Annotated in this window: 17 protein-coding genes; 11 read left to right on the top strand and 6 right to left on the bottom strand. The window is 62.1% G+C overall.

The window, feature by feature from the left end; genetic code table 11:
* Positions 1–36: 36 nt before the first annotated feature.
* The 9 genes from ACF8EA_RS24000 to ACF8EA_RS23960 all read left to right on the top strand — a co-directional run bounded on the left by ACF8EA_RS24000 (position 37) and on the right by ACF8EA_RS23960 (position 12,753).
* Entirely contained in the window at positions 37–2,088 is a 2,052-nt protein-coding gene (locus ACF8EA_RS24000) for a bifunctional diguanylate cyclase/phosphodiesterase (protein WP_021781828.1), read from the top strand.
* A 158-nt stretch (positions 2,089–2,246) separates the two neighbouring features.
* Positions 2,247–3,584, top strand: a complete 1,338-nt coding sequence (locus tag ACF8EA_RS23995) for an imelysin family protein (RefSeq protein ID WP_392523516.1) — start codon at positions 2,247–2,249, stop codon at positions 3,582–3,584.
* 141 nt (positions 3,585–3,725) lie between these two features.
* On the top strand, positions 3,726–4,208 hold the full coding sequence (locus ACF8EA_RS23990; RefSeq protein ID WP_021781826.1) for a hypothetical protein: 483 nt from the start codon (positions 3,726–3,728) through the stop codon (positions 4,206–4,208).
* Between the two features lie 13 nt (positions 4,209–4,221).
* The gene (locus tag ACF8EA_RS23985) at positions 4,222–4,608 is read left to right on the top strand and encodes a hypothetical protein (RefSeq protein WP_252458816.1); all 387 of its coding nucleotides are present in this window, start codon (positions 4,222–4,224) and stop codon (positions 4,606–4,608) included.
* A gap of 109 nt (positions 4,609–4,717) precedes the next feature.
* Positions 4,718–6,145 (top strand): di-heme oxidoredictase family protein, encoded by a 1,428-nt coding sequence (locus ACF8EA_RS23980; protein ID WP_392523514.1) that lies wholly within the window; start codon positions 4,718–4,720, stop codon positions 6,143–6,145.
* Between the two features lie 19 nt (positions 6,146–6,164).
* Positions 6,165–7,229 carry an imelysin family protein gene (locus ACF8EA_RS23975; RefSeq protein ID WP_021781823.1) on the top strand — a complete coding sequence of 355 codons (1,065 nt, stop codon included), beginning with the start codon at positions 6,165–6,167 and terminating at the stop codon, positions 7,227–7,229.
* Between the two features lie 2 nt (positions 7,230–7,231).
* Positions 7,232–8,329 carry a DUF1513 domain-containing protein gene (locus ACF8EA_RS23970; protein ID WP_392523513.1) on the top strand — a complete coding sequence of 366 codons (1,098 nt, stop codon included), beginning with the start codon at positions 7,232–7,234 and terminating at the stop codon, positions 8,327–8,329.
* A gap of 218 nt (positions 8,330–8,547) precedes the next feature.
* Positions 8,548–9,696 (top strand): efflux RND transporter periplasmic adaptor subunit, encoded by a 1,149-nt coding sequence (locus tag ACF8EA_RS23965; RefSeq protein WP_392523511.1) that lies wholly within the window; start codon positions 8,548–8,550, stop codon positions 9,694–9,696.
* Between the two features lie 12 nt (positions 9,697–9,708).
* On the top strand, positions 9,709–12,753 hold the full coding sequence (locus ACF8EA_RS23960) for a multidrug efflux RND transporter permease subunit (RefSeq protein WP_392523509.1): 3,045 nt from the start codon (positions 9,709–9,711) through the stop codon (positions 12,751–12,753).
* 108 nt (positions 12,754–12,861) lie between these two features.
* On the opposite strand, the gene ACF8EA_RS23955 is transcribed toward ACF8EA_RS23960, so the two are convergent.
* From ACF8EA_RS23955 to colR, 5 genes are all read right to left on the bottom strand, one after another.
* Positions 12,862–13,092: a hypothetical protein gene (locus tag ACF8EA_RS23955; protein ID WP_021781819.1), complete on the bottom strand. Its 231-nt coding sequence runs from the start codon at positions 13,090–13,092 to the stop codon at positions 12,862–12,864.
* Positions 13,092–13,790, bottom strand: coding sequence for a lipopolysaccharide kinase InaA family protein (locus ACF8EA_RS23950; protein WP_021781818.1), 699 nt, complete (start codon positions 13,788–13,790; stop codon positions 13,092–13,094). The genes ACF8EA_RS23955 and ACF8EA_RS23950 overlap by 1 nt, the downstream gene beginning before the upstream one ends.
* 6 nt (positions 13,791–13,796) lie before the next feature.
* Positions 13,797–14,477 carry a class I SAM-dependent methyltransferase gene (locus ACF8EA_RS23945; protein ID WP_021781817.1) on the bottom strand — a complete coding sequence of 227 codons (681 nt, stop codon included), beginning with the start codon at positions 14,475–14,477 and terminating at the stop codon, positions 13,797–13,799.
* A gap of 107 nt (positions 14,478–14,584) precedes the next feature.
* Positions 14,585–15,895, bottom strand: coding sequence for a HAMP domain-containing sensor histidine kinase (locus ACF8EA_RS23940; protein ID WP_021781816.1), 1,311 nt, complete (start codon positions 15,893–15,895; stop codon positions 14,585–14,587).
* Positions 15,885–16,568, bottom strand: a complete 684-nt coding sequence (gene colR / locus ACF8EA_RS23935) for a two-component system response regulator ColR (protein ID WP_003255215.1) — start codon at positions 16,566–16,568, stop codon at positions 15,885–15,887. Before colR ends, ACF8EA_RS23940 begins: the two co-directional genes overlap by 11 nt.
* Positions 16,569–16,751: 183 nt before the next feature.
* Between colR and ACF8EA_RS23930 the strand changes: the two genes are divergently transcribed.
* Complete coding sequence (locus ACF8EA_RS23930; RefSeq protein WP_392523508.1) at positions 16,752–17,480, top strand: phosphatase PAP2 family protein; 729 nt, start codon at positions 16,752–16,754, stop codon at positions 17,478–17,480.
* A 47-nt stretch (positions 17,481–17,527) separates the two neighbouring features.
* Here ACF8EA_RS23930 and ACF8EA_RS23925 read toward each other — a convergent pair whose 3' ends face one another.
* Positions 17,528–18,448: an iron-sulfur-binding ferredoxin reductase gene (locus tag ACF8EA_RS23925; protein ID WP_392523506.1), complete on the bottom strand. Its 921-nt coding sequence runs from the start codon at positions 18,446–18,448 to the stop codon at positions 17,528–17,530.
* Between the two features lie 249 nt (positions 18,449–18,697).
* On the opposite strand from ACF8EA_RS23925, the gene ACF8EA_RS23920 reads away from it, so the two are divergent.
* Complete coding sequence (locus tag ACF8EA_RS23920) at positions 18,698–20,221, top strand: fumarate hydratase (protein WP_392523505.1); 1,524 nt, start codon at positions 18,698–18,700, stop codon at positions 20,219–20,221.
* Positions 20,222–20,254 lie beyond the last annotated feature (33 nt).

The raw sequence follows: 20,254 nt of genomic DNA, 5'->3' as shown, positions 1-20,254 counted from the left end.
AAAATGATGCCATGCGCATGGATTAAGGAAACCCCATTGAAGCTGGAATTGCGGAACAGCTTGTCGGTCAAGTTGCTCAGGGTCGTGCTGCTGTCGGCGTTGGCGGTTGGCGTCGTGCTCAGCTGTGCGCAAATCATCTACGACACCTACAAGACCCGCCAAGCCGTGAACAATGATGCCCAGCGCATCCTCGACATGTTCCGCGACCCTTCGACCCAGGCGGTGTACAGCCTCGACCGTGAAATGGGCATGCAGGTCATCGAAGGCCTGTTCCAGGACGAGTCAGTGCGCATGGCCTCCATTGGCCATCCCAACGAAACCATGCTGGCAGAAAAGTCCCGCCCGCTGCAGGACATGTCCATGCGCTGGCTCACCGACCTCATCCTCGGCCAGGAACGCACCTACACCACGCAACTGGTCGGTCGTGGCCCTTACAGCGAATACTACGGCGACCTCAGCATTACCCTCGACACCTCGTCCTACGGTAAAGATTTCCTGATCAACGCGGTGATCATCTTCATTTCCGGCGTACTGCGGGCCATGGCCATGGGCCTGGTGCTGTACCTGGTCTACCACTGGCTGCTGACCAAACCGCTGTCGAAGATCATCGAGCATCTCACCCAGATCAACCCTGACCGCCCCAGCCAGCACCAGATACCGCTGCTCAAGGGCCACGAGAAAAACGAACTGGGCCTGTGGGTGAACACCGCCAACCAGTTGCTGGCCTCGATCGAACGCAACACCCATCTGCGCCACGAAGCGGAAAACAGCCTGCAACGCATGGCCCAGTATGATTTCCTCACCGGCCTGCCCAACCGTCAGCAACTGCAGCAGCAACTGGACAAGATCCTCATCGACGGCGGCCGCCTGCAGCACCGCGTGGCAGTGCTGTGCTTAGGCCTGGACGACTTCAAGGGCATCAACGAACAATTCAGCTACCAGGTCGGTGACCAGTTGCTGCTGGCCCTGGCCGACCGGCTACGCGCCCACAGTGGCCGCCTGGGCGCCCTGGCGCGGCTGGGCGGTGACCAGTTCGCCCTGGTACAGGCCAATATCGAGCAGCCCTACGAGGCTGCCGAACTGGCGCAGAGCATCCTCGACGACCTGGAAGTGGCGTTCGACCTCGACCACGAGCAAATCCGCCTGCGCGCGACCATCGGCATCACCCTGTTCCCCGAAGACGGCGACAGCACCGAAAAACTGCTGCAAAAAGCCGAACAGACCATGACCCTGGCCAAAGTCCGTTCGCGCAACCGCTACCAGTTCTATATCGCCAGCGTCGACAGCGAGATGCGTCGCCGTCGCGAACTGGAAAAGGACCTGCGTGAAGCCCTGCCGCGCAACCAGTTGTACCTGGTGTACCAGCCACAGATCAGCTACCGCGACCACCGGGTGGTTGGCGTAGAGGCCCTGCTGCGCTGGCAGCACCCGGAACTGGGCATGGTGCCACCCGACCAGTTCATCCCCTTGGCCGAGCAGAATGGCAGCATCATCAGCATCGGCGAATGGGTACTTGATCAGGCCTGCCGACAACTGCGCGAATGGCACGACCAGGGCTTCAGCGACCTGCGCATGGCGGTCAACCTGTCAACCGTGCAACTGCACCACAGCGAGCTGCCACGGGTGGTCAACAACCTGCTGCAAGCCTATCGCCTACCACCGCGCAGCCTGGAACTGGAAGTCACTGAAACCGGCCTGATGGAAGACATCAGTACCGCCGCCCAGCACCTGTTGAGCCTGCGCCGCTCCGGGGCGCTGATTGCCATCGACGACTTCGGCACTGGCTACTCGTCCCTCAGCTATCTGAAGTCGCTGCCGCTGGACAAGATCAAGATCGACAAGAGCTTCGTTCAGGACCTGCTCGACGACGATGACGACGCCACAATCGTTCGCGCCATCATCCAGCTGGGCAAGAGCCTGGGGATGCAGGTGATCGCCGAGGGCGTGGAAACCGCCGAACAGGAAACCTACATCGTTGCCCAGGGTTGCCACGAGGGCCAGGGCTACCACTACAGCAAGCCGCTTTCGGCCCGTGAACTGACTCACTTCCTCAAACAAGCGCAACGCAGCCGGGTTTCGGTTTCCTGAGGCCACCTGCCCGGTTACAGGCCGTGACCCGGATTTACACGAATTGCGCGCCCGCCCCTTTACAGCAAATGCAAATCTTTCGCATGATGTTGTAGTTTCGCGTGCCACGGCGCACGGTCCACCCCTTGGTCCAACCACACGATGCAGGAAAACCAATAATGATTCGAATGCCTCTGGCCTCCGCCAGTCTGCTGGCCATTGCCATCGCCCTCGCCGGTTGCGGTGAAGGCAAGGACGAAAAAGCCGCCGCGGCGCAAGCCCAGGCACCTGCTGCTGCTGCCACCACCGCTGCTGCGCCAGGCGCTGTCGACGAAGCAGCCGGCAAAGCCGTGGTCAAGCATTACACCGACATGGTCTACGCCGTGTACAGCGACTCGCTGAGCACTGCCAAGACGCTGCAGACCGCAGTCGACGCGTTCCTGGCCAAGCCCAACGACGAAACCCTGAAGGCCGCCAAGCAAGCCTGGTTCGCCGCACGCGTACCGTACCTGCAGAGCGAAGCCTTCCGCTTTGGCAACACCATCATCGACGACTGGGAAGGCCAGGTGAACGCCTGGCCCCTGGACGAAGGCCTGATCGACTATGTCGACAAGAGCTACGAGCACGCCTTGGGCAACCCGGCGGCCAGCGCCAACATCATTGCCAACACCGAGATCCAGGTGGGTGAAGAGAAGGTCGACGTCAAGGACATCACCCCCGAAAAACTGGCTGGCCTGAACGAGCTGGCTGGCTCCGAAGCCAACGTTGCCACGGGCTATCACGCCATCGAGTTCCTGCTCTGGGGCCAGGACCTGAACGGTACCGGCCCAGGCGCTGGCAACCGTCCGGCATCCGACTACCTGGAAGGCCAGGGCGCTACTGGCGGCCACAATGACCGCCGCCGTGCCTACCTGAAAGCGGTTACCGACCTGCTGGTCACCGACCTCGAAGAGATGGTCGGCAACTGGGCACCGAACGTCGCCGACAACTACCGCGCCAAGCTGGAAGCCGAGCCTGTCAATGACGGCCTGCGCAAGATGCTGTTCGGCATGGGCAGCCTGTCGCTGGGCGAACTGGCGGGTGAGCGCATGAAAGTTTCGCTGGAAGCCAACTCGCCGGAAGACGAGCAGGACTGCTTCAGCGACAACACCCACTACTCGCACTTCTACGACGCCAAGGGCATCCGCAACGTCTACCTGGGCGAGTACACCCGCCCGGACGGCACCAAGCTGACCGGCCCTAGCCTTTCGTCGCTGGTCGCCAAGGTTGACCCAGCCGCCGATGCAACCCTCAAGGCCGACCTGGAAGCCACCGAGGCCAAGCTTCAGGTAATCGCCGACCATGCCCTCAAAGGCGAGCACTACGACCAGCTGATCGCCGCCGACAATGCTGCAGGTAACCAGGTCGTGCGTGACGCAATCGCCGCACTGGTCAAGCAGACCGGGGCGATTGAGCAGGCCGCGGGCAAGCTGGGTATTGCCAACCTGAACCCGGACACTGCGGATCACGAGTTCTGATCCTGCTGTAGCGCTTCAACGCAAACGCCCGGCCTTGTGCCGGGCGTTTTCATTTGCTGCCGGGTAAAACGCTTCCTGCTGCCTGGCGTACGCGCAGATGCTCATCCTGTAGGCCTTCGATCAAAGCTAACAGGAGGCACAGTGCTGCAGATTCTTGATGTCTGGGGCGAAGGCCGAATCGTCCAACGCATGAATGGGGGGGACCTCATTACCGGATTCAACGATGCGTACAACCTGAACAAGGCCGGCCAGCTCATCTCCAACGGGCCGTTCGCAGGCGGGCACATCCCCAACCTCATCGTCGTATACGAATACGATGCTCCGGACTTTCCCCTCGACGACCATGCAGTCCCTCACGTGACGCTGATGGGCGCTCCGATTACCCACCACGTGGCCGAGGAAATGTGCCGGGTAGTTGCCCGCCCCGGCAAGATCTACCTGTACGACCCCAACGAAACCGACCGCCGGATGTTCGAAGCGGTCGCCAGTGACCAAGGGCTGCAACTGCTCGGTCGCTTTCATCCCGCCGAGCTCGACCCCCCGTTCAACGAAATCACCTTGCTCGCGGCCTATGTCTATCGCGCCCCGACTAGCCCCTTACCCCGCCCGAAAACTGAACATTAAGAGGAAACACCACATGGCCAACGTCACCTACTTGCGCTCCATCGCCAATAACACTCCTTATACCTTGACCCTGATCGACGGTGAAAACCGCAGCAACAGCCTGGCAGTCGGCGCCCAGCACGTCTGGAATGGCTCGCTGGCCATCCCATGGATCGGCAGATCGACTGAGAACCACAAGGCCTTGCGCCTGATCCTCGGCCCGTCTGCCGACACCAGCATCTGGATATTCCAGGACTACTGGCAACCTGCGCACGAGGACGCAGTCAAGTGCATTACTGCCTCTTCCATGGAATACACCAGCGAACAAGTCATCGAAGTCACCGGCGATAATCGCGGTGGCGGCAACAAGAACCTGATCGTCAACCTGGTCAACCGACACTTCATGCTCTATATGGCCTGACCAACTGCGCTCGCGGCAATTTCATCAAGCAAACGCAAATTGCTCTTATTCAATGATCCTGGGCCTGCTAAGCTGCACGCCGGTTTTTCGCTCACGCCCAGGATTCTCGATGTCCTTGTCGCTGTCCCGACTCCCCCCCCTGCTGCTGGCCTGTGCCCTGGCCGCCTGTGACGACGCCCCGCGTTTCACCCACGCCGAGCCCGGCGAAGCGTTATCGGGTGGCAAGGCGACCGTGCAGCGCAGCGATCGCAATGCCTATTCCCTGCCCTCGGCCAACCTCTCGCCAGAGCTGCGCCTGGACTTCGCCGTTGGCAACAGCTTCTTTCGCAACCCCTGGGTGATTGCCCCGTCCACCACCACCGCGCGTGATGGTCTGGGCCCGCTGTTCAATACCAACGCCTGTCAGAACTGCCACGTGCGCGATGGCCGTGGCCACCCACCAGAGCCGGGTGACAGCAACGCGGTGGGTATGCTGGTGCGCTTGTCGATCCCCGACCAACCCTACCTGGCCAAAGTGATCGAGCGCCTCGGCGTGGTGCCAGAGCCAGTCTATGGCACTCAGTTGCAGGACATGGCCATCCCCGGCGTGGCGCCGGAAGGCAAGGTGCGGGTCAGCTACTCCAGCGAAACCGTGTCATTCAAGGACGGCCACCAGGTCGAGTTGCGCAAGCCAGCCCTGCAAATTACCCAGCTCGGCTATGGTGTGATGCACCCCGACACGCGCTTTTCGGCGCGGGTGGCACCACCAATGATCGGCCTGGGCCTGCTTGAAGCTATCCCCGAAGCCGACCTGCTGGCCAACGAAGACCCGGACGACCGCAACCGCGATGGCATCCGCGGGCGGGCCAACCGTGTATGGGACGATGCCCAGGGTAAAACGGTGATCGGCCGCTTCGGCTGGAAAGCCGGGCAGCCCAACGTCAACCAGCAGAACGTGCACGCCTTTGCCGGCGACATGGGTCTGACCAGCACCCTGCTGCCCAAGGACGATTGCACCCCGGCACAAACCGCCTGCCTGTCCGCACCCAACGGCGACGGGGCCGATGGCGAGAAAGAAGTCAGCGACAACATCCTGCGCCTGGTCACGTTCTACACCCGCAACCTGGCTGTGCCGGCCCGCCGCGACGTCGGCTCGCCACAGGTACTGGCGGGCAAGAATCTGTTCTACCAGGCAGGTTGCCAAGGTTGCCACACACCGCAGTTCACCACCGCCGCCGACGCCGCCGAACCAGAGTTGGCCAACCAGGTCATCCGCCCCTACAGCGACCTGCTGCTGCATGACATGGGCCCGGGGCTGGCCGACGAGCGCACCGAATTTGCCGCCAACGGCCAGGACTGGCGCACCGCGCCGCTGTGGGGCATCGGCCTGAGCGAAACGGTCAGTGGCCACAGCCAGTTCCTGCATGACGGCCGCGCCCGCAACCTGCTTGAAGCCGTGCTGTGGCATGGTGGCGAAGCCGAGGCGGCACGCAACTTCGTACTCACTTTCAATGCCGAGCAGCGCGCCGCGTTGCTGGCGTTCCTGAACTCACTTTAAACGCACAAAGGAGCCGGGCATGTTCCGACCCAAACTGTTGTTCACAAGCCTCGCCGCACTCGCCCTCGGTGCCTGCTCGCCGCAAGACCCGCAAGCAGTGACCTCCGCCGCCATCGCCAACCAGGTGATCCTGCCTACCTACAGCCGCTGGGTCGAAGCCGACCGTACGTTGGCTGCCAGCGCCCTGGCCTACTGCGAAGGCAAGGAAAGCCTGGACAAAGCCCGCGCCGACTTCCTCAACGCACAAAAAGCCTGGGCCGAGCTTCAGCCGCTGCTGGTCGGCCCGTTGGCCGAAGGCAACCGCGCCTGGCAGGTACAGTTCTGGCCCGACAAGAAAAACCTGGTCGGCCGTCAGGTCGAGCAACTGGTCAACGGCGACAAGCCAGTTGATGCTGAGGCTTTGGGCAAGTCCAGCGTAGTGGTACGTGGCCTGTCGGCCTATGAGTACATCCTGTTCGACAGCAAGCCGGACATCGCCACTGCCGAGCAGAAGGCCCGCTACTGCCCGCTGCTGGTGGCCATCGGCGCGCACCAGAAGGCCTTGGCAGAGGAAATTCTCAAAGGCTGGAACAGCACCGACGGCATGCTCTCGCAGATGACCAAGTTCCCCAACCAGCGCTACGCCGACTCCCACGAGGCGATCGCCGATCTGCTGCGCGCCCAGGTTACCGCCCTGGACACCCTGAAGAAGAAGCTCGGCGCACCGATGGGCCGTCAGAGCAAGGGCATCCCGCAGCCGTTGCAGGCCGAGGCCTGGCGCAGCCACAACTCGATGAACAGCCTGCAGGCCAGCCTCAAGGCCGCCGAAGCCGTCTGGGTCGGGGTAGACAACCAGGGCCTGCGCGGCCTGTTGCCCAGCGGTCAGAAAGCGCTGGCGGACAAGATCGACGCCGCCTACGCTACCTCGCTCAAGTTGCTGGCCGATAACCAGAAAACGCTGGGTGAGCTGCTGGCCGACGACGCCGGTCAGCAAACCCTCAACCAGATCTACGACAGCCTCAACGTCGTCCATCGCCTGCACGAAAGCGATCTGGCCAAGGCACTGAACATCCAGCTGGGCTTCAATGCCAACGACGGTGACTGATCATGCTGCGACGCCAGGCACTCAAACTCGGTAGCGTATTGCTCAGTGCCCTCACCTTGGGCGGCTGGAGCCTGTTCCGCAACAAAGGCAGCGAACCCTTGCTGCTCTCGGCGCGTGACAACGGCAACGGCCAGCACTTTGCCGTAGGTTTTCGCCTGGACGGCACACAGGTGTTCAGCACCCAGGTCGCTCAGCGTTGCCATGCCATCATCCACCACCCCGAGCAGCCAATCGCCCTGTTCGTCGCCCGCCGCCCTGGTACCGAAAGCTACCTGATCGACCTGCGTGACGGGCGCCTGCTGCAAACGGTAGCCTCGCAGCCTAACCGGCACTTCTATGGCCATGCCGTGGTACACAAAGAAGGCGAATGGCTGTATGCCACCGAGAACGACACCACCGACCCGGGGCGCGGCGTGCTTGGCGTGTACCGTTTCGAAGGCGAGCGCCTGGTGCACACCGGCGAGATCCCGACCCACGGTATCGGCCCGCACGAGGTTGCCTGGCTGCCCGACGGCGAAACGCTGGTCGTGGCCAATGGCGGTATCCGTACCGAAGCCGAAAGCCGTGTCGAGATGAACCTCGATGCCATGCAACCTAGCCTGGTGCTGATGCAGCGTGACGGCACCCTGCTGAGCAAGGAAATCCTGGCCCAGCAGATGAACAGCGTGCGACACCTGGCAGTGGCCAGCGATGGCACCATCGCCGCCTGCCAGCAGTTCATGGGCGATGCCGATGAAACTGCCGAGCTGCTGGCGATCAAGCGCCCGGGCGAGCCATTCAAGGCCTTTCCGGTGCCGGAGCGGCAACTGCAAGCCATGGCCCAATACACCGCAAGCGTTGCCATCCACAGCGAGCTGCGGCTGGTAGCGCTGACGGCGCCGCGGGCCAATCGCCTGTTCGTCTGGGACCTGGACAGCGGCGCGGTGCGGCTGGATGCCCCGATGCCCGACTGCGCAGGCGTTGGCGCAGTGAAGGACGGCTTTGTCGTCACCTCCGGGCAGGGCCGTTGCCGGTTCTACGATTGCCGCAAGGCCGAACTGGTCGGGCAACCGATGAACCTGCCGTCCGGTTTCTGGGACAACCACCTGCATCTCGTCTGATTTTTCTGTTGCATTCACTGCCTCTTTCGCGGCTAAAGCCGATTCCACAGGGTTCTACACGGTCCCTGTAGGAGCGGCTTTAGCCGCGAAAAGGCCGGCACAGGCATTTCACGCCCCTCCTCCCGAAAAACAGTCAATACTTCCCCCATCCGCACGTGGGCAGGATCGCCCGTTGTCGTGTAGAAGCGAATAACAACTGCATCCAAGGAACCGGACCTATGCTGCGCCGCCGCATGCTCATCATGTTGGCCGTGGTTCTGCTGATCGTGCTGGCCCTGGGGGGTTACAAAGCCTTCTCGATCTACCAGCAGATCCAGATGTTCACTGCCCCCAAGCCCCCCATCACCGTGGCGGCTGCCATGGCCGAACAGCGCCAGTGGCAAGAGCGCCTGCCCGCGGTCGGCAGCCTCAAAGCGCTGCAGGGCGTGGATCTGAGCCTGGAGGTGGAAGGCATCGTCAAATCCCTGCACTTCGACTCAGGCCAGCAGGTCAAGGCCGGGCAACTGCTATTGCAGCTCAACGACGATCAGGAAACAGCCCTGCTCGGCACCGCCCAGGCCGACCTGGGCCTGGCCAAGGTCGATTTCGGCCGTGGCAGCCAGCTGGTCGGCGATTCGGCCATCTCCCGCGGCGAATTTGACCGCCTTTCCTCCCAGTACCGGCGCAACCAGGCAGTGGTCGAGCAGCTCAGGGCGCAGAAGATCAAGAAGAGACTCAATGCACCTTTCAACGGCACCATCGGCATCCGCCAGGTAGACATCGGCCAGTACCTGGCCGCCGGCACGGTGATCGCCACCCTGCAAGACACGTCCAGCCTGTACGTAGACTTCAACGTGCCGGAACAGGCCCTGCCACACCTGAGCCTGGGCCAGCAGGTGCTGGTGCAAGTGGCCGCCTATCCGGGCCAGCGCTTCCCCGCCAACCTCAGCGCCATCAACCCCAAGGTCGAGGAAACCACGCGCAACCTGCTGGTACGCGCCACCATGGCCAACCCCGACGGCAAACTGCTGCCAGGCATGTTCGCCAGCCTGTTGATCCTGCTGCCCAACCCGCAGCCGCAAGTGGTGGTGCCGGAAAGCGCCATTACCTACACCCTGTATGGCAACTCGGTGTATGTCGTCTCACCGAAAAAGGACAAGAACGGCAAGCAGGAAAACGACGACAAGGGCCAACCCCTGCTGGTCGCCGAACAGCGCACAGTACAGACTGGCGAGCGCCGAGACGGTGTGGTTGTGGTCAGCAAAGGCCTGCAGGCCGGGGAACAGGTGGTCACCGCAGGGCAGCTGAAACTCACCCCCGGTGCCGCGATACGCATTGGCCAGGACAACGCCCTCAAGCCCGAACCGGGCGCAGCGGCCAAGGACTGACAGGAGGCTGGCATGGCGTTCACCGACCCGTTCATCCGCCGCCCGGTGCTGGCCAGCGTGGTCAGCCTGCTGATTCTGCTGCTCGGCTTCCAGGCCTGGAACAAGCTGCAGATCCGCCAGTACCCGCAAATGGAAAACGCCCTGATCACGGTCACCACTGCCTACCCCGGGGCCAACGCCGAAACCATCCAGGGCTACATCACCCAACCATTGCAGCAGAGCCTGGCCAGTGCCGAAGGCATCGACTACATGACCTCGGTGAGCCGGCAGAACTTCTCGATCATTTCCATTTACGCGCGCATTGGCGCCGACAGCGACCGACTGTTCACCGAGCTGCTGGCCAAGGCCAATGAGGTGCGCAACAAGTTACCCCAGGACTCCGAAGACCCGGTACTGAGCAAGGAAGCTGCCGACGCCTCGGCGCTGATGTACGTCAGCTTCTACAGCAAGGAAATGAGTAACCCGCAGATCACCGACTACCTGTCACGGGTTATCCAGCCCAAGCTGGCCACTTTGCCGGGCATGGCCGAGGCGGAGATCCTCGGCAACCAGGTGTTCGCCATGCGTTTGTGGCTGGACCCGGTGAAACTGGCCGGTTTCGGCCTTTCGGCTACCGACGTGACCAATGCCGTACGCCGCTACAACTTCCTTTCCGCCGCAGGCGAGGTCAAAGGCGAATACGTGGTCACCAGCGTAAACGCCAGTACCGAGCTGAAGTCGGCCGAGGCGTTCGCCGCCCTGCCGCTCAAGACCAGCGGTGACAGCCGCGTGCTGCTGGGCGATGTGGCGCGGGTCGAGATGGGCGCAGAAAACTACGACACGGTCAGCTCGTTCGACGGCACCCCGTCGGTCTATATCGGCATCAAGGCCACCCCGGCCGCCAACCCGCTGGATGTCATCAAGGAAGTGCGGCGCATCATGCCAGAGCTGGAAAGCCAGCTGCCCTCGGCACTGAAAGTGTCGATTGCCTACGACGCCACGCGGTTCATCCAGGCTTCGATCGACGAAGTGATCAAGACCTTGGGCGAAGCAGTGCTGATCGTCATCGTGGTGGTGTTCCTGTTCCTCGGCGCCCTGCGCTCGGTGCTGATTCCGGTGGTGACCATACCGTTGTCGATGATCGGTGTACTGTTTTTCATGCAGATGATGGGCTACTCACTCAACCTGCTGACCCTGCTAGCCATGGTGCTGGCCATCGGCCTGGTGGTGGACGATGCCATTGTGGTGGTGGAAAACATCCACCGGCACATGGAAGAAGGCAAGTCGCCGTTCGACGCTGCCCTGCAAGGCGCGCGCGAAATTGCCATGCCAGTGGTGTCCATGACCATCACCCTTGCCGCCGTGTATGCACCGATCGGCTTCCTCACCGGGCTCACTGGCGCGCTGTTCAAGGAGTTTGCCCTGACGCTGGCCGGGGCGGTGATCATTTCCGGTATCGTTGCCCTTACCCTGTCGCCAATGATGTGCGCCTTGCTGCTGCGCCGGGAGCAGAACCCGAGCGGCCTGGCCCACCGCCTCGACCAGCTGTTCGAACGCCTGAAGGGGCGCTACCAGCGCTTGCTGCACGCCACCCTCGACAGCCGGCCGGTGGTGCTGGTGTTTGCCGTGATCGTCCTGTGCCTGATCCCGGTGCTGCTCAAGTTCACCCAGAATGAACTGGCGCCCAACGAGGACCAAGGGGTGATCTTCATGATGAGCAGCTCGCCCCAGCCGACCAACCTCGACTATCTCAATGCCTACACCGACGAGTTCACACCGCTGTTCAAGACCTTCCCCGAATACTATTCGTCGTTTCAGATCAACGGTTTCAATGGCGTGCAGACCGGTATCGGTGGCTTTTTGCTCAAGCCTTGGAACGAACGTGAACGCACACAGATGGAGCTACTGCCGCTGGTGCAGGCCAAACTCGAGGAAATCAGCGGGCTGCAGATCTTCGGCTTCAACCTGCCGTCGTTGCCCGGCACTGGCGAGGGCTTGCCGTTCCAGTTTGTGATCAATACCGCTGGCGACTACCCGGCACTGTTGGAAGTGGCCCAACGCATCAAGAAGCGCGCTCAGGAATCGGGCAAGTTCGCCTTCCTCGATATCGATCTTGCCTTCGACAAGCCCGAAGTGGTGGTAGACATCGACCGGGCAAAGGCGGCACAGATGGGGGTGTCGATGGACACCATCGGCAGCACCCTGGCGACCCTGCTGGGCGAGGCGGAAATCAACCGTTTCACCCTTGAGGGCCGCAGTTACAAGGTGATCGCCCAGGTTGAACGGCCGTACCGCGACAACCCCGGCTGGCTGAACAATTACTACGTGAAGAACGACCAGGGCCAATTGCTGCCGCTGTCGACCCTGATCACCCTCACCGACCGTGCTCGCCCACGTCAGCTCAACCAGTTCCAGCAACTGAACGCTGCGATCATCCAGGGTGTACCCATGGTCAGCCTGGGCGAGGCGCTGAAGACCGTGCAGGACATAGCTCGCGAAGAGGCCCCGGAAGGCTTTGCCTTCGACTACGCCGGCGCGGCCCGGCAGTACGTTCAGGAAGGTAGCGCATTGTGGGTCACCTTCGGCCTGGCGCTGGCGATCATTTTCCTTGTACTGGCTGCCCAGTTCGAAAGCTTCCGCGACCCGTTGGTGATTCTGGTGACAGTGCCGTTGTCGATCTGTGGCGCGCTTTTGCCGCTGTTCCTGGGTGTGTCGAGCATGAACATCTACACCCAGGTCGGGCTGGTGACTTTGATCGGACTGATCAGCAAGCACGGTATCCTGATCGTAGAGTTCGCCAATCAGCTACGTCAGGAGCGGGGCCTGAGCGTGCGCGAAGCGATCGAGGAAGCAGCGGCCATTCGCCTGCGGCCGGTGCTGATGACCACGGCGGCAATGGTGTTCGGCATGGTGCCGCTGATTCTGGCAACCGGGGCGGGAGCGGTCAGCCGTTTTGACATCGGTATGGTGATTGCCACCGGGATGTCGATTGGCACGCTGTTTACCTTGTTTGTGTTGCCATGTATCTACACCCTGCTGGCGCACAAGGCGAGCGCCAAGGAACCTGCAATCGCTTGAGCCAAACTGTGGGCGCGGGCTTGCCCGCGAAGAGGCCGGCAACGCAGGCGCAAAAAGCCAGAGGCCCCGCAATCGCGAGGCCTCTGGTTTTTCCAGCTAACGCAGGGTTCAACCGAATGGACGCAACCCTTGACGCAAGCCAAACAGGAACAGCAAAAGGTCATGGTCCGGCTCGGTCCGGGCCTGCTGCGGTTTTGCATCCCGCGGCAACGCGCATTGGTCTGCCATTTCTGCCTTGCTGAACACCGTCGGTCTCGGCTCTTCCCAGGCAGCCACCGCCACGGTGGTCACCGCCAGGCCAGCTACCAGGAACAAAGCTCGAGCAATTTCTAGTTTCATTACTCTAACCCTTTGACAGCGCTGCCAAACGCCATCTTGTAAAAGTAGAGCAGTGTCCGCCATTCTGCGTCATTGAGCGACGAATGGCGGCGTAGCTGACGCAAGTCATTGCCGGCCGCACGCTGGCAACTGATACGCCGCCTGCACTTTTCCAGGTCCAGCAGCGCCACTTCGACGCGAGCCTGGTCGCCCTCGCCGATCACCTTGATGAATACGTGCTTGCCATACAGGCAGCCGTGTTGCCAGTGCCCCAGGTGCATCCGCGCCAGGTTTTCCGCCAGGTCCTTGAGCATGCGCTCATGCACCACCTGCGGGTAACGCTCGCGGGCACCTTCGGCATGCCAGGTGTCGAGTTCGACAAAACCGTCCAGCGCTTCGCTGACCAGCAGCGCGCGCCACTGGTGCTCGGCATCGCGCTCCGCACCACAGAAGACGATACGCGGTACACGCACGCCCAACTGCTCGAAACTGTTCAGCGCATCGAGTTCACGCAATACCGTCGGCCGACCAAAAGGGTGCAACAGGCTGCGGTAGATATGCCCAACCTGGCGCTTGGCATACAACAGCTTGCCATTGGCATCGTTGAGGCGTTGCACGCCACTTTCACCGCCGCGGCGCTGGTTAGGCTCCTCGACCCACTCGCCTTGCTGACGCCAGTAAAAATCGAACCGCGATTCCCCTTTATGGGCTACAGCCATCAAACACTACCCCTTACGCAATACGTAGACTCGCCACATGGCATAGAACGGCAGGAAGTCGAGGCGTTCCTGGATTCTGAAGCCGGCAGCCCTGAATTCTTCTTCGACCGTTTCGGCAGGTAACACGAAACGGTTCTGGTAATTATCCTGTTCGGCTTTGGCGCTACGGCGCAGCTCCAGCTTTTTCCGGCGCCAGGCCTTGAAGTTGCCATCCACCCACAGGGACAGGATCACACTATCACGGCTAACCCGCTGAAATTCCGAAAGTATGGTCTTTCTGTGCGCCGCCTCGCCAATGTGGTGGAACAGGCGCATGCAGAAGATGCTGTCGACGGCGTTATCCGGCAGGTCGATGGCAAAGGCCGAAGTCTGCAACGGCCGTACCCGTGCGACCACCTCTGGCGGTTGCGCCGCACAGGCAGTCTCGATCATGGCCTCGGAGTTGTCGGCACCGATGATTACCCGATTGGGCTTTTCCGCCAACAGCGGCCAGAAACGGCCCGCACCGCATGGCAGGTCCAATACCAGGCCGGGCTCGCCAGCCAATGCCAAGGCGCGGCGCGCCAACTGCTCATCTCGCTTGTGGGAAAGGCGTCGCGCCAGGCCGGCCTGGTGCTTGAGAAAGTACTCGCGCGCATGGTCTTTGTCGTACTTCTCGGAAAATTCAAGCTTGATGGGGCTACGCATTGGGCATCTCCTGACTCCATTGCGCCCACATTAGGTATGCAAGCGTTGGAATCAGGTCATGCCAGTGTGAAAAAAACGTTGAGTACCAGTTGACCTGATACAAGAAATTACCCGACCAAGGCGTCCGGGTCACCTTTGGCCGCGGTGTTGCTCAGGTCCACCTGGAAGCGGCAGCCATGTGGCAAGGTGGATGTCAGGGTGACACGCCAGCCCTGGTCGTCACAGATCCGCTGTACCAGCGAAAGCCCCAGCCCCAGGCCCTCGCCACGCCGTTCATCGCCGCGCACGAACGGCCTGAACATGGCCTCGCGCTGCTCTTCGGGGATACCCACGCCGCTGTCTTCTACGCTGAAACCGTTGGCTTCCAGGCTCAGGCGGATATACCCACTGTCGGTGTAGTGCGCAGCATTACGCAGCAGGTTGCCCATCACCGACTGCAGGAAGGTGGCGTTGTACAGCACAGGGCTAGCACTCACGCGGCCATCGAAATACAGGGTGAGGCCTTTCTGTTCGATGGTGTCGCGCCACACCCCGATAAGTTCGTCGGCCACTTCGCGCAGGGTCGCCCGTGACGCCACCGCGCCCTCATCACGCTGCGCCCGGGCCAACATGAGGAAGGTCTTGACCAGCTCGCGCATTTCTTCGGTAGCCCGCGCAACCCGCTCCACCTGGCTGCGCGCGCGGGCATCGAGGCCAGGGTTTTCCATCAGAAGCTCGCAAGAGGTAGCCAACACCATCAACGGCGTGCGTAGTTCGTGGCTGACGTCGCTGGTGAACAGCCGCTCGCGGGTCAGCGCATCACGCAAGCGGCCCAGGGTATCGTCGAAAGCCACTGCAAGCTGGCCGACTTCGTCTGCCGCATAATCCGGCGCCAGCGGTGGGGCCAGGCCCAGTAACTGATCGCGGTGGCGCACCTGACGCGCCAGGCGGATGACCGGTGCCATTACCCGACGTGCAACCAACCAGCCAAGGATGACCGCCAGCACCAGGCTGAGCACGAAGCCCACCACAACCACGGCAAACAGTATGCGCTCACGCTCCTCGAAGTCGCTCTGGTCCTGCAGCAGTACATAGCGGCGACCATCGACGATCTCGACCATGGCGTGGTACGACAGCTGGTCTCGGAACACTTCGTGGAAACCGCGGTCGAGGTGACGCAGGTCCTTGGGCAGCTCGAAGTCGTCACGCCCACCACTGAAGTAGAACAGCTGATCCGGGCGAGGCCGATGACTCCAGTCACTGACGCTGTCCATACGCAGCAGGCGCTGCAGATCACCGCCCAGTACCGAAGAAATCAGTCGCTCCTCGACCAGGTGCACCGTGGCGACGATACCGAATGCGAAGGCCCCGGCCACCAGCGCGCTCATCAGGGCAAAGGCGATGATGATGCGCTGGGCAAGGCTTTGCTTAAACTCCATCGCGGCCCTCGGCGAGGCGATAGCCGACGCCATGGACGGTATGCAGCAACGGTTTTTCAAACGGTTTGTCGATCACCTGGCGCAACTGATGCACATGGCTGCGCAGGCTGTCGCTATCAGGGCAGTCATCGCCCCACAAGGCTTCTTCCAGCACCTCGCGGCGCAGTACGTGCGGGCTTTTCTGCATCAGTACCGCCAGCAGCTTGAGGCCGACCGGGTTGAGCTTCAGCAGGCGACCCTGGCGGGTTACCTCGAGGGTATCGAGGTCGTAGCTGAGGTCAGCCACCTGCAGGGTGCGCCGCCCACCGCCCTGGGCACGGCGCAGCACCGCTTCGATGCGCGCCGCCAGCTCCGACAGGGCAAATGGCTTGAGCAGGTAGTCGTCAGCCCCAGAGCGGAAGCCCTGCAGGCGATCGTCCAGTTGGTCACGGGCAGTGAGCATGATCACCGGCGTGTCACGGCGGGCATCTTCGCGCAGGCGCTTGCACAAGGTGTAACCATCAATGCCTGGCAGCATGATGTCGAGGACGATCAGGTCGTAGTGCTCGGTGGCGGCCAGATGCAGCCCGGACAGGCCATCCTGGGCACAGTCGACGGTGTAGCCTTTCATGCCCAGGTAATCGGCCAGGTTGGCCAGGATATCGCGGTTGTCTTCAACCAAAAGAATGCGCATCGGTTTCTCCTGTGCGGCGCTTCTCGCTGTGGTGCGCGGCAGGCGCAGCTTAAGGCCTATGCCTGCACGGTGCCAGCCCTTGGGAAAATTCACCCCACTTGACAGTTTTTTCACTGATCCTTCACGGACACAGGATAGCGGGCGGCCGACAATACCCGATCTTTTTCGCGCCCTGGAGCCGTCATGCAGCAACGCACCCGCCCTCGCCCGATCAACTACTGGCTGTACCTGGGGATTCCCCTGGCGACTGCGCTGGCCCTGATCCTGCTGGAACTGACTTCAGTCGACATGGATGTCGCCAACCTGTTCTTCGACCCCGCTGCCGGGCAGTTCATTGGCCGCCACAGTTACGTGTTGGAAAACATCCTGCATGACCGGGTCAAGCAAGTGGTGATCCTGTTGGGGGTGATATCGCTGCTGATCTTTGCCGCGAGCCTTTTCTGGAAGCGCCTGTTTGGCTGGCGCCGTGAACTAGGCTGCCTGGTGCTGGCGCTGGGCTTGTCCACAGCGTTTGTCACGCCGCTGAAAAAAGTCACCCAGGTGCAGTGCCCTTGGAGCCTGACCCAGTTTGGCGGCACCGAAACGTACAGCAAGCTGCTGGAACCACGGCCGCCTACCAACAAGCCTGGGCTGTGCTGGCCGGGCGGGCATGCCGCGACCGGGTTCTGCCTGTTCGCCTTGTTCTTCATGCTGCGTGATCGCAAGCCGCGCCTGGCGCGGGTGGCGTTTTTAGTAGCCCTGGTAGCAGGGTCGATACTGTCGGTGGGCAGGATGATGCAGGGGGCGCACTTCCTGTCGCACAATGTGTGGACAGCAGTGTTCTGCTGGTTGATCGGACTGGGGTCGTATTACCTGGTTCTCTATCGGCGGGCGCAGGCCGAGGTGCCCGTCGCCGAGCACAGCGCCGCATGAAAGAGGGAGGGGCCGCTTTGCGGTCCCTTCGCATCACAAGGCTACCCTCAGGCATGCTCGACGAACACATCAGCAAACACCTGCCCCCGCGGCACGCCTGCGATGAACATCCGCCGGGCAAACCGCTCGACACTCCCAGGCGCCCCACACAGCAGCACCACCGTCTGCCGCGACAACAGCCGCATCCCGGCCAACGCTTCATCCATCTGTTCCATCAGCACCAGCTCGACACTCACCCCTGGCAGCTTCAGCAGCGGCTCCGCCAGATAGTGCCCCGCCGGATCCCGCGCTACATGCAGCACGCGGATTTCGCCCCGATGCCCCAGGCGCAACGCTTCGCGCAAGATACCCCAGAGCGGCGCCAGCCCGGTTCCCGCGGCCAGCAACCACAGCGGCCGCTCCTGCCAATCAGGGTCGTAATGAAGGGCTCCGCCTCTGAACTCACCCAAATGCATCTGATCGCCCACCTGCAGCCCACGCGCCCTGTCGCAAAAGGCACCAGGTCGCTGGCAATCGATATGAAACTCGAGAACATCATCCTCACCCGGCAGGCTGGCCAGGGAATAAGGCCGAGCAACCGCCTCCAGCCACAGCACCACATGCTGCCCCGCCAGGTAACGCACCGCCCGCGCGGGCCGCACCCGCAGGCGCAATACATCGCCAAACCAGTCCAAAGCGCAGACCTGCGCCGGTACGCCACCCTGCCGGGGGTCGTATAGCGCCACACGCAGGTCCTCGACCACCCGGCACTGGCATGCCAGGCGCCAGCCCTGAGCGTGTTTCTCCAACGCCAATGCCTCGGGCAAAGCGTCCGCCGGTTGCCCATCCAGGCAGTGCACCAGACAAGCGTGGCAACTGCCGGCGCGGCAACTGTAGGGCACATTCAGCCCCGCCTCGTTGAGGGCATCGAGCAGGTTGCTGCCAATGGGCACCACCCAGCGGCGCTCGCCCACGCAAATTTCGGGCATGTTCGGTACATCTCCTGCTATCCAAGGCTCACTGTAAGCCAAGCAGAGCACACCAGCAAAATAGATGCCGGCACGCTGCCGACCATGGTCCAGACCGGCCGCAGGTGTGCCGGGCACGGATGCGCGCTATACTGCCGCGCCTTTTTCCGTCGGCCTGACCTGCCGGCGCCTTGCAAGGCGTTTCGACGTGCTGGTCGGCTATGTCGAGCGTCTTTTTGAATGTTCCCGTCTTTAAGAGGAGCGCGCTGCATGACCGTGATCAAGCAAGACGACCTGATTCAGAGCGTCGCCGACGCCCTGCAATTCATCTCGTACTACCACCCCGTCGATTTCATCCAGGCCATGCACGAGGCCTATCTGCGTGAGGAGTCGCCTGCTGCACGCGACTCCATCGCCCAGATCCTGATCAACTCGCGCATGTGCGCCACCGGCCATCGTCCAATCTGCCAGGACACCGGTATCGTCACCGTGTTCATCCGCGTGGGCATGGACGTGCGCTGGGACGGCGCCACCATGAGCGTCGACGACATGATCAACGAAGGTGTGCGTCGCGCCTACAACCTGCCTGAGAACGTCCTGCGCGCTTCGATCCTGGCCGACCCAGCCGGTGCCCGCAAGAACACCAAGGACAACACCCCGGCAGTGATCCACTACTCCATCGTCCCTGGCGACAAGGTCGAAGTGGATGTTGCAGCCAAGGGCGGCGGCTCGGAAAACAAGTCGAAGATGGCCATGCTCAATCCGTCCGACTCGATCGTCGACTGGGTACTGAAGACCGTGCCGACCATGGGTGCTGGCTGGTGCCCGCCCGGCATGCTCGGCATCGGCATCGGCGGTACCGCCGAGAAGGCCGCGGTCATGGCCAAGGAAGTGTTGATGGAGTCCATCGACATTCACGAACTGAAAGCCCGTGGCCCACAGAACCGCCTGGAAGAAATCCGCCTGGAGCTGTTCGACAAGGTCAACCAGCTGGGCATCGGCGCTCAAGGCCTGGGTGGCCTGACCACTGTGCTCGACGTCAAGATCATGGACTACCCGACCCACGCGGCGTCCTTGCCGGTGTGCATGATCCCCAACTGCGCCGCTACTCGCCACGCCCACTTCGTGCTCGATGGCACCGGCCCGGCAGAACTGGAAGCGCCGTCGCTGGACGCCTACCCGGAAATCGTCTGGGAAGCCGGCCCGAGCGCCCGTCGCGTCAACCTCGACGACATTACCCCGGAAGAAGTGGCCAGCTGGAAGCCGGGCGAAACCATCCTGCTCAACGGCAAGATGCTGACTGGCCGCGATGCCGCGCACAAGCGCATGGTTGAAATGCTCAACCGTGGCGAAGAACTGCCGATAGACCTGAAAGGCCGCTTCATCTACTACGTAGGCCCGGTCGATCCGGTGGGTGACGAAGTGGTAGGCCCAGCCGGCCCGACCACTGCTACCCGCATGGACAAGTTCACCCGCCAGATCCTTGAGCAGACTGGCCTGCTGGGCATGATCGGCAAGTCCGAGCGTGGCCCGACCGCCATCGAAGCGATCAAGGACAACAAGGCTGTGTACCTGATGGCCGTTGGCGGCGCTGCCTACCTGGTAGCCCAGGCCATCCGCAAGTCGAAGGTGCTGGCTTTCGCCGAGCTGGGCATGGAGGCGATCTACGAGTTCGAAGTCAAGGACATGCCGGTGACCGTCGCCGTGGACAGCAACGGTGAGTCGGTACACATCACTGGCCCTGCCCTGTGGAAGAGCAAGATTGCCGAAAGCCTGGCCGTCGAAGTGAAGTAACCTGATGTAACTGTGGCGCCTGCTTCGCGGGCA

The sequence above is a fragment of the Pseudomonas sp. YQ_5 genome, assembly GCF_043103305.1.
GTDB lineage: Bacteria > Pseudomonadota > Gammaproteobacteria > Pseudomonadales > Pseudomonadaceae > Aquipseudomonas > Aquipseudomonas putida_Y.
Note: the sequence above shows the minus strand (reverse complement) of the source record. Positions and strands in the feature narration are given on the sequence as shown.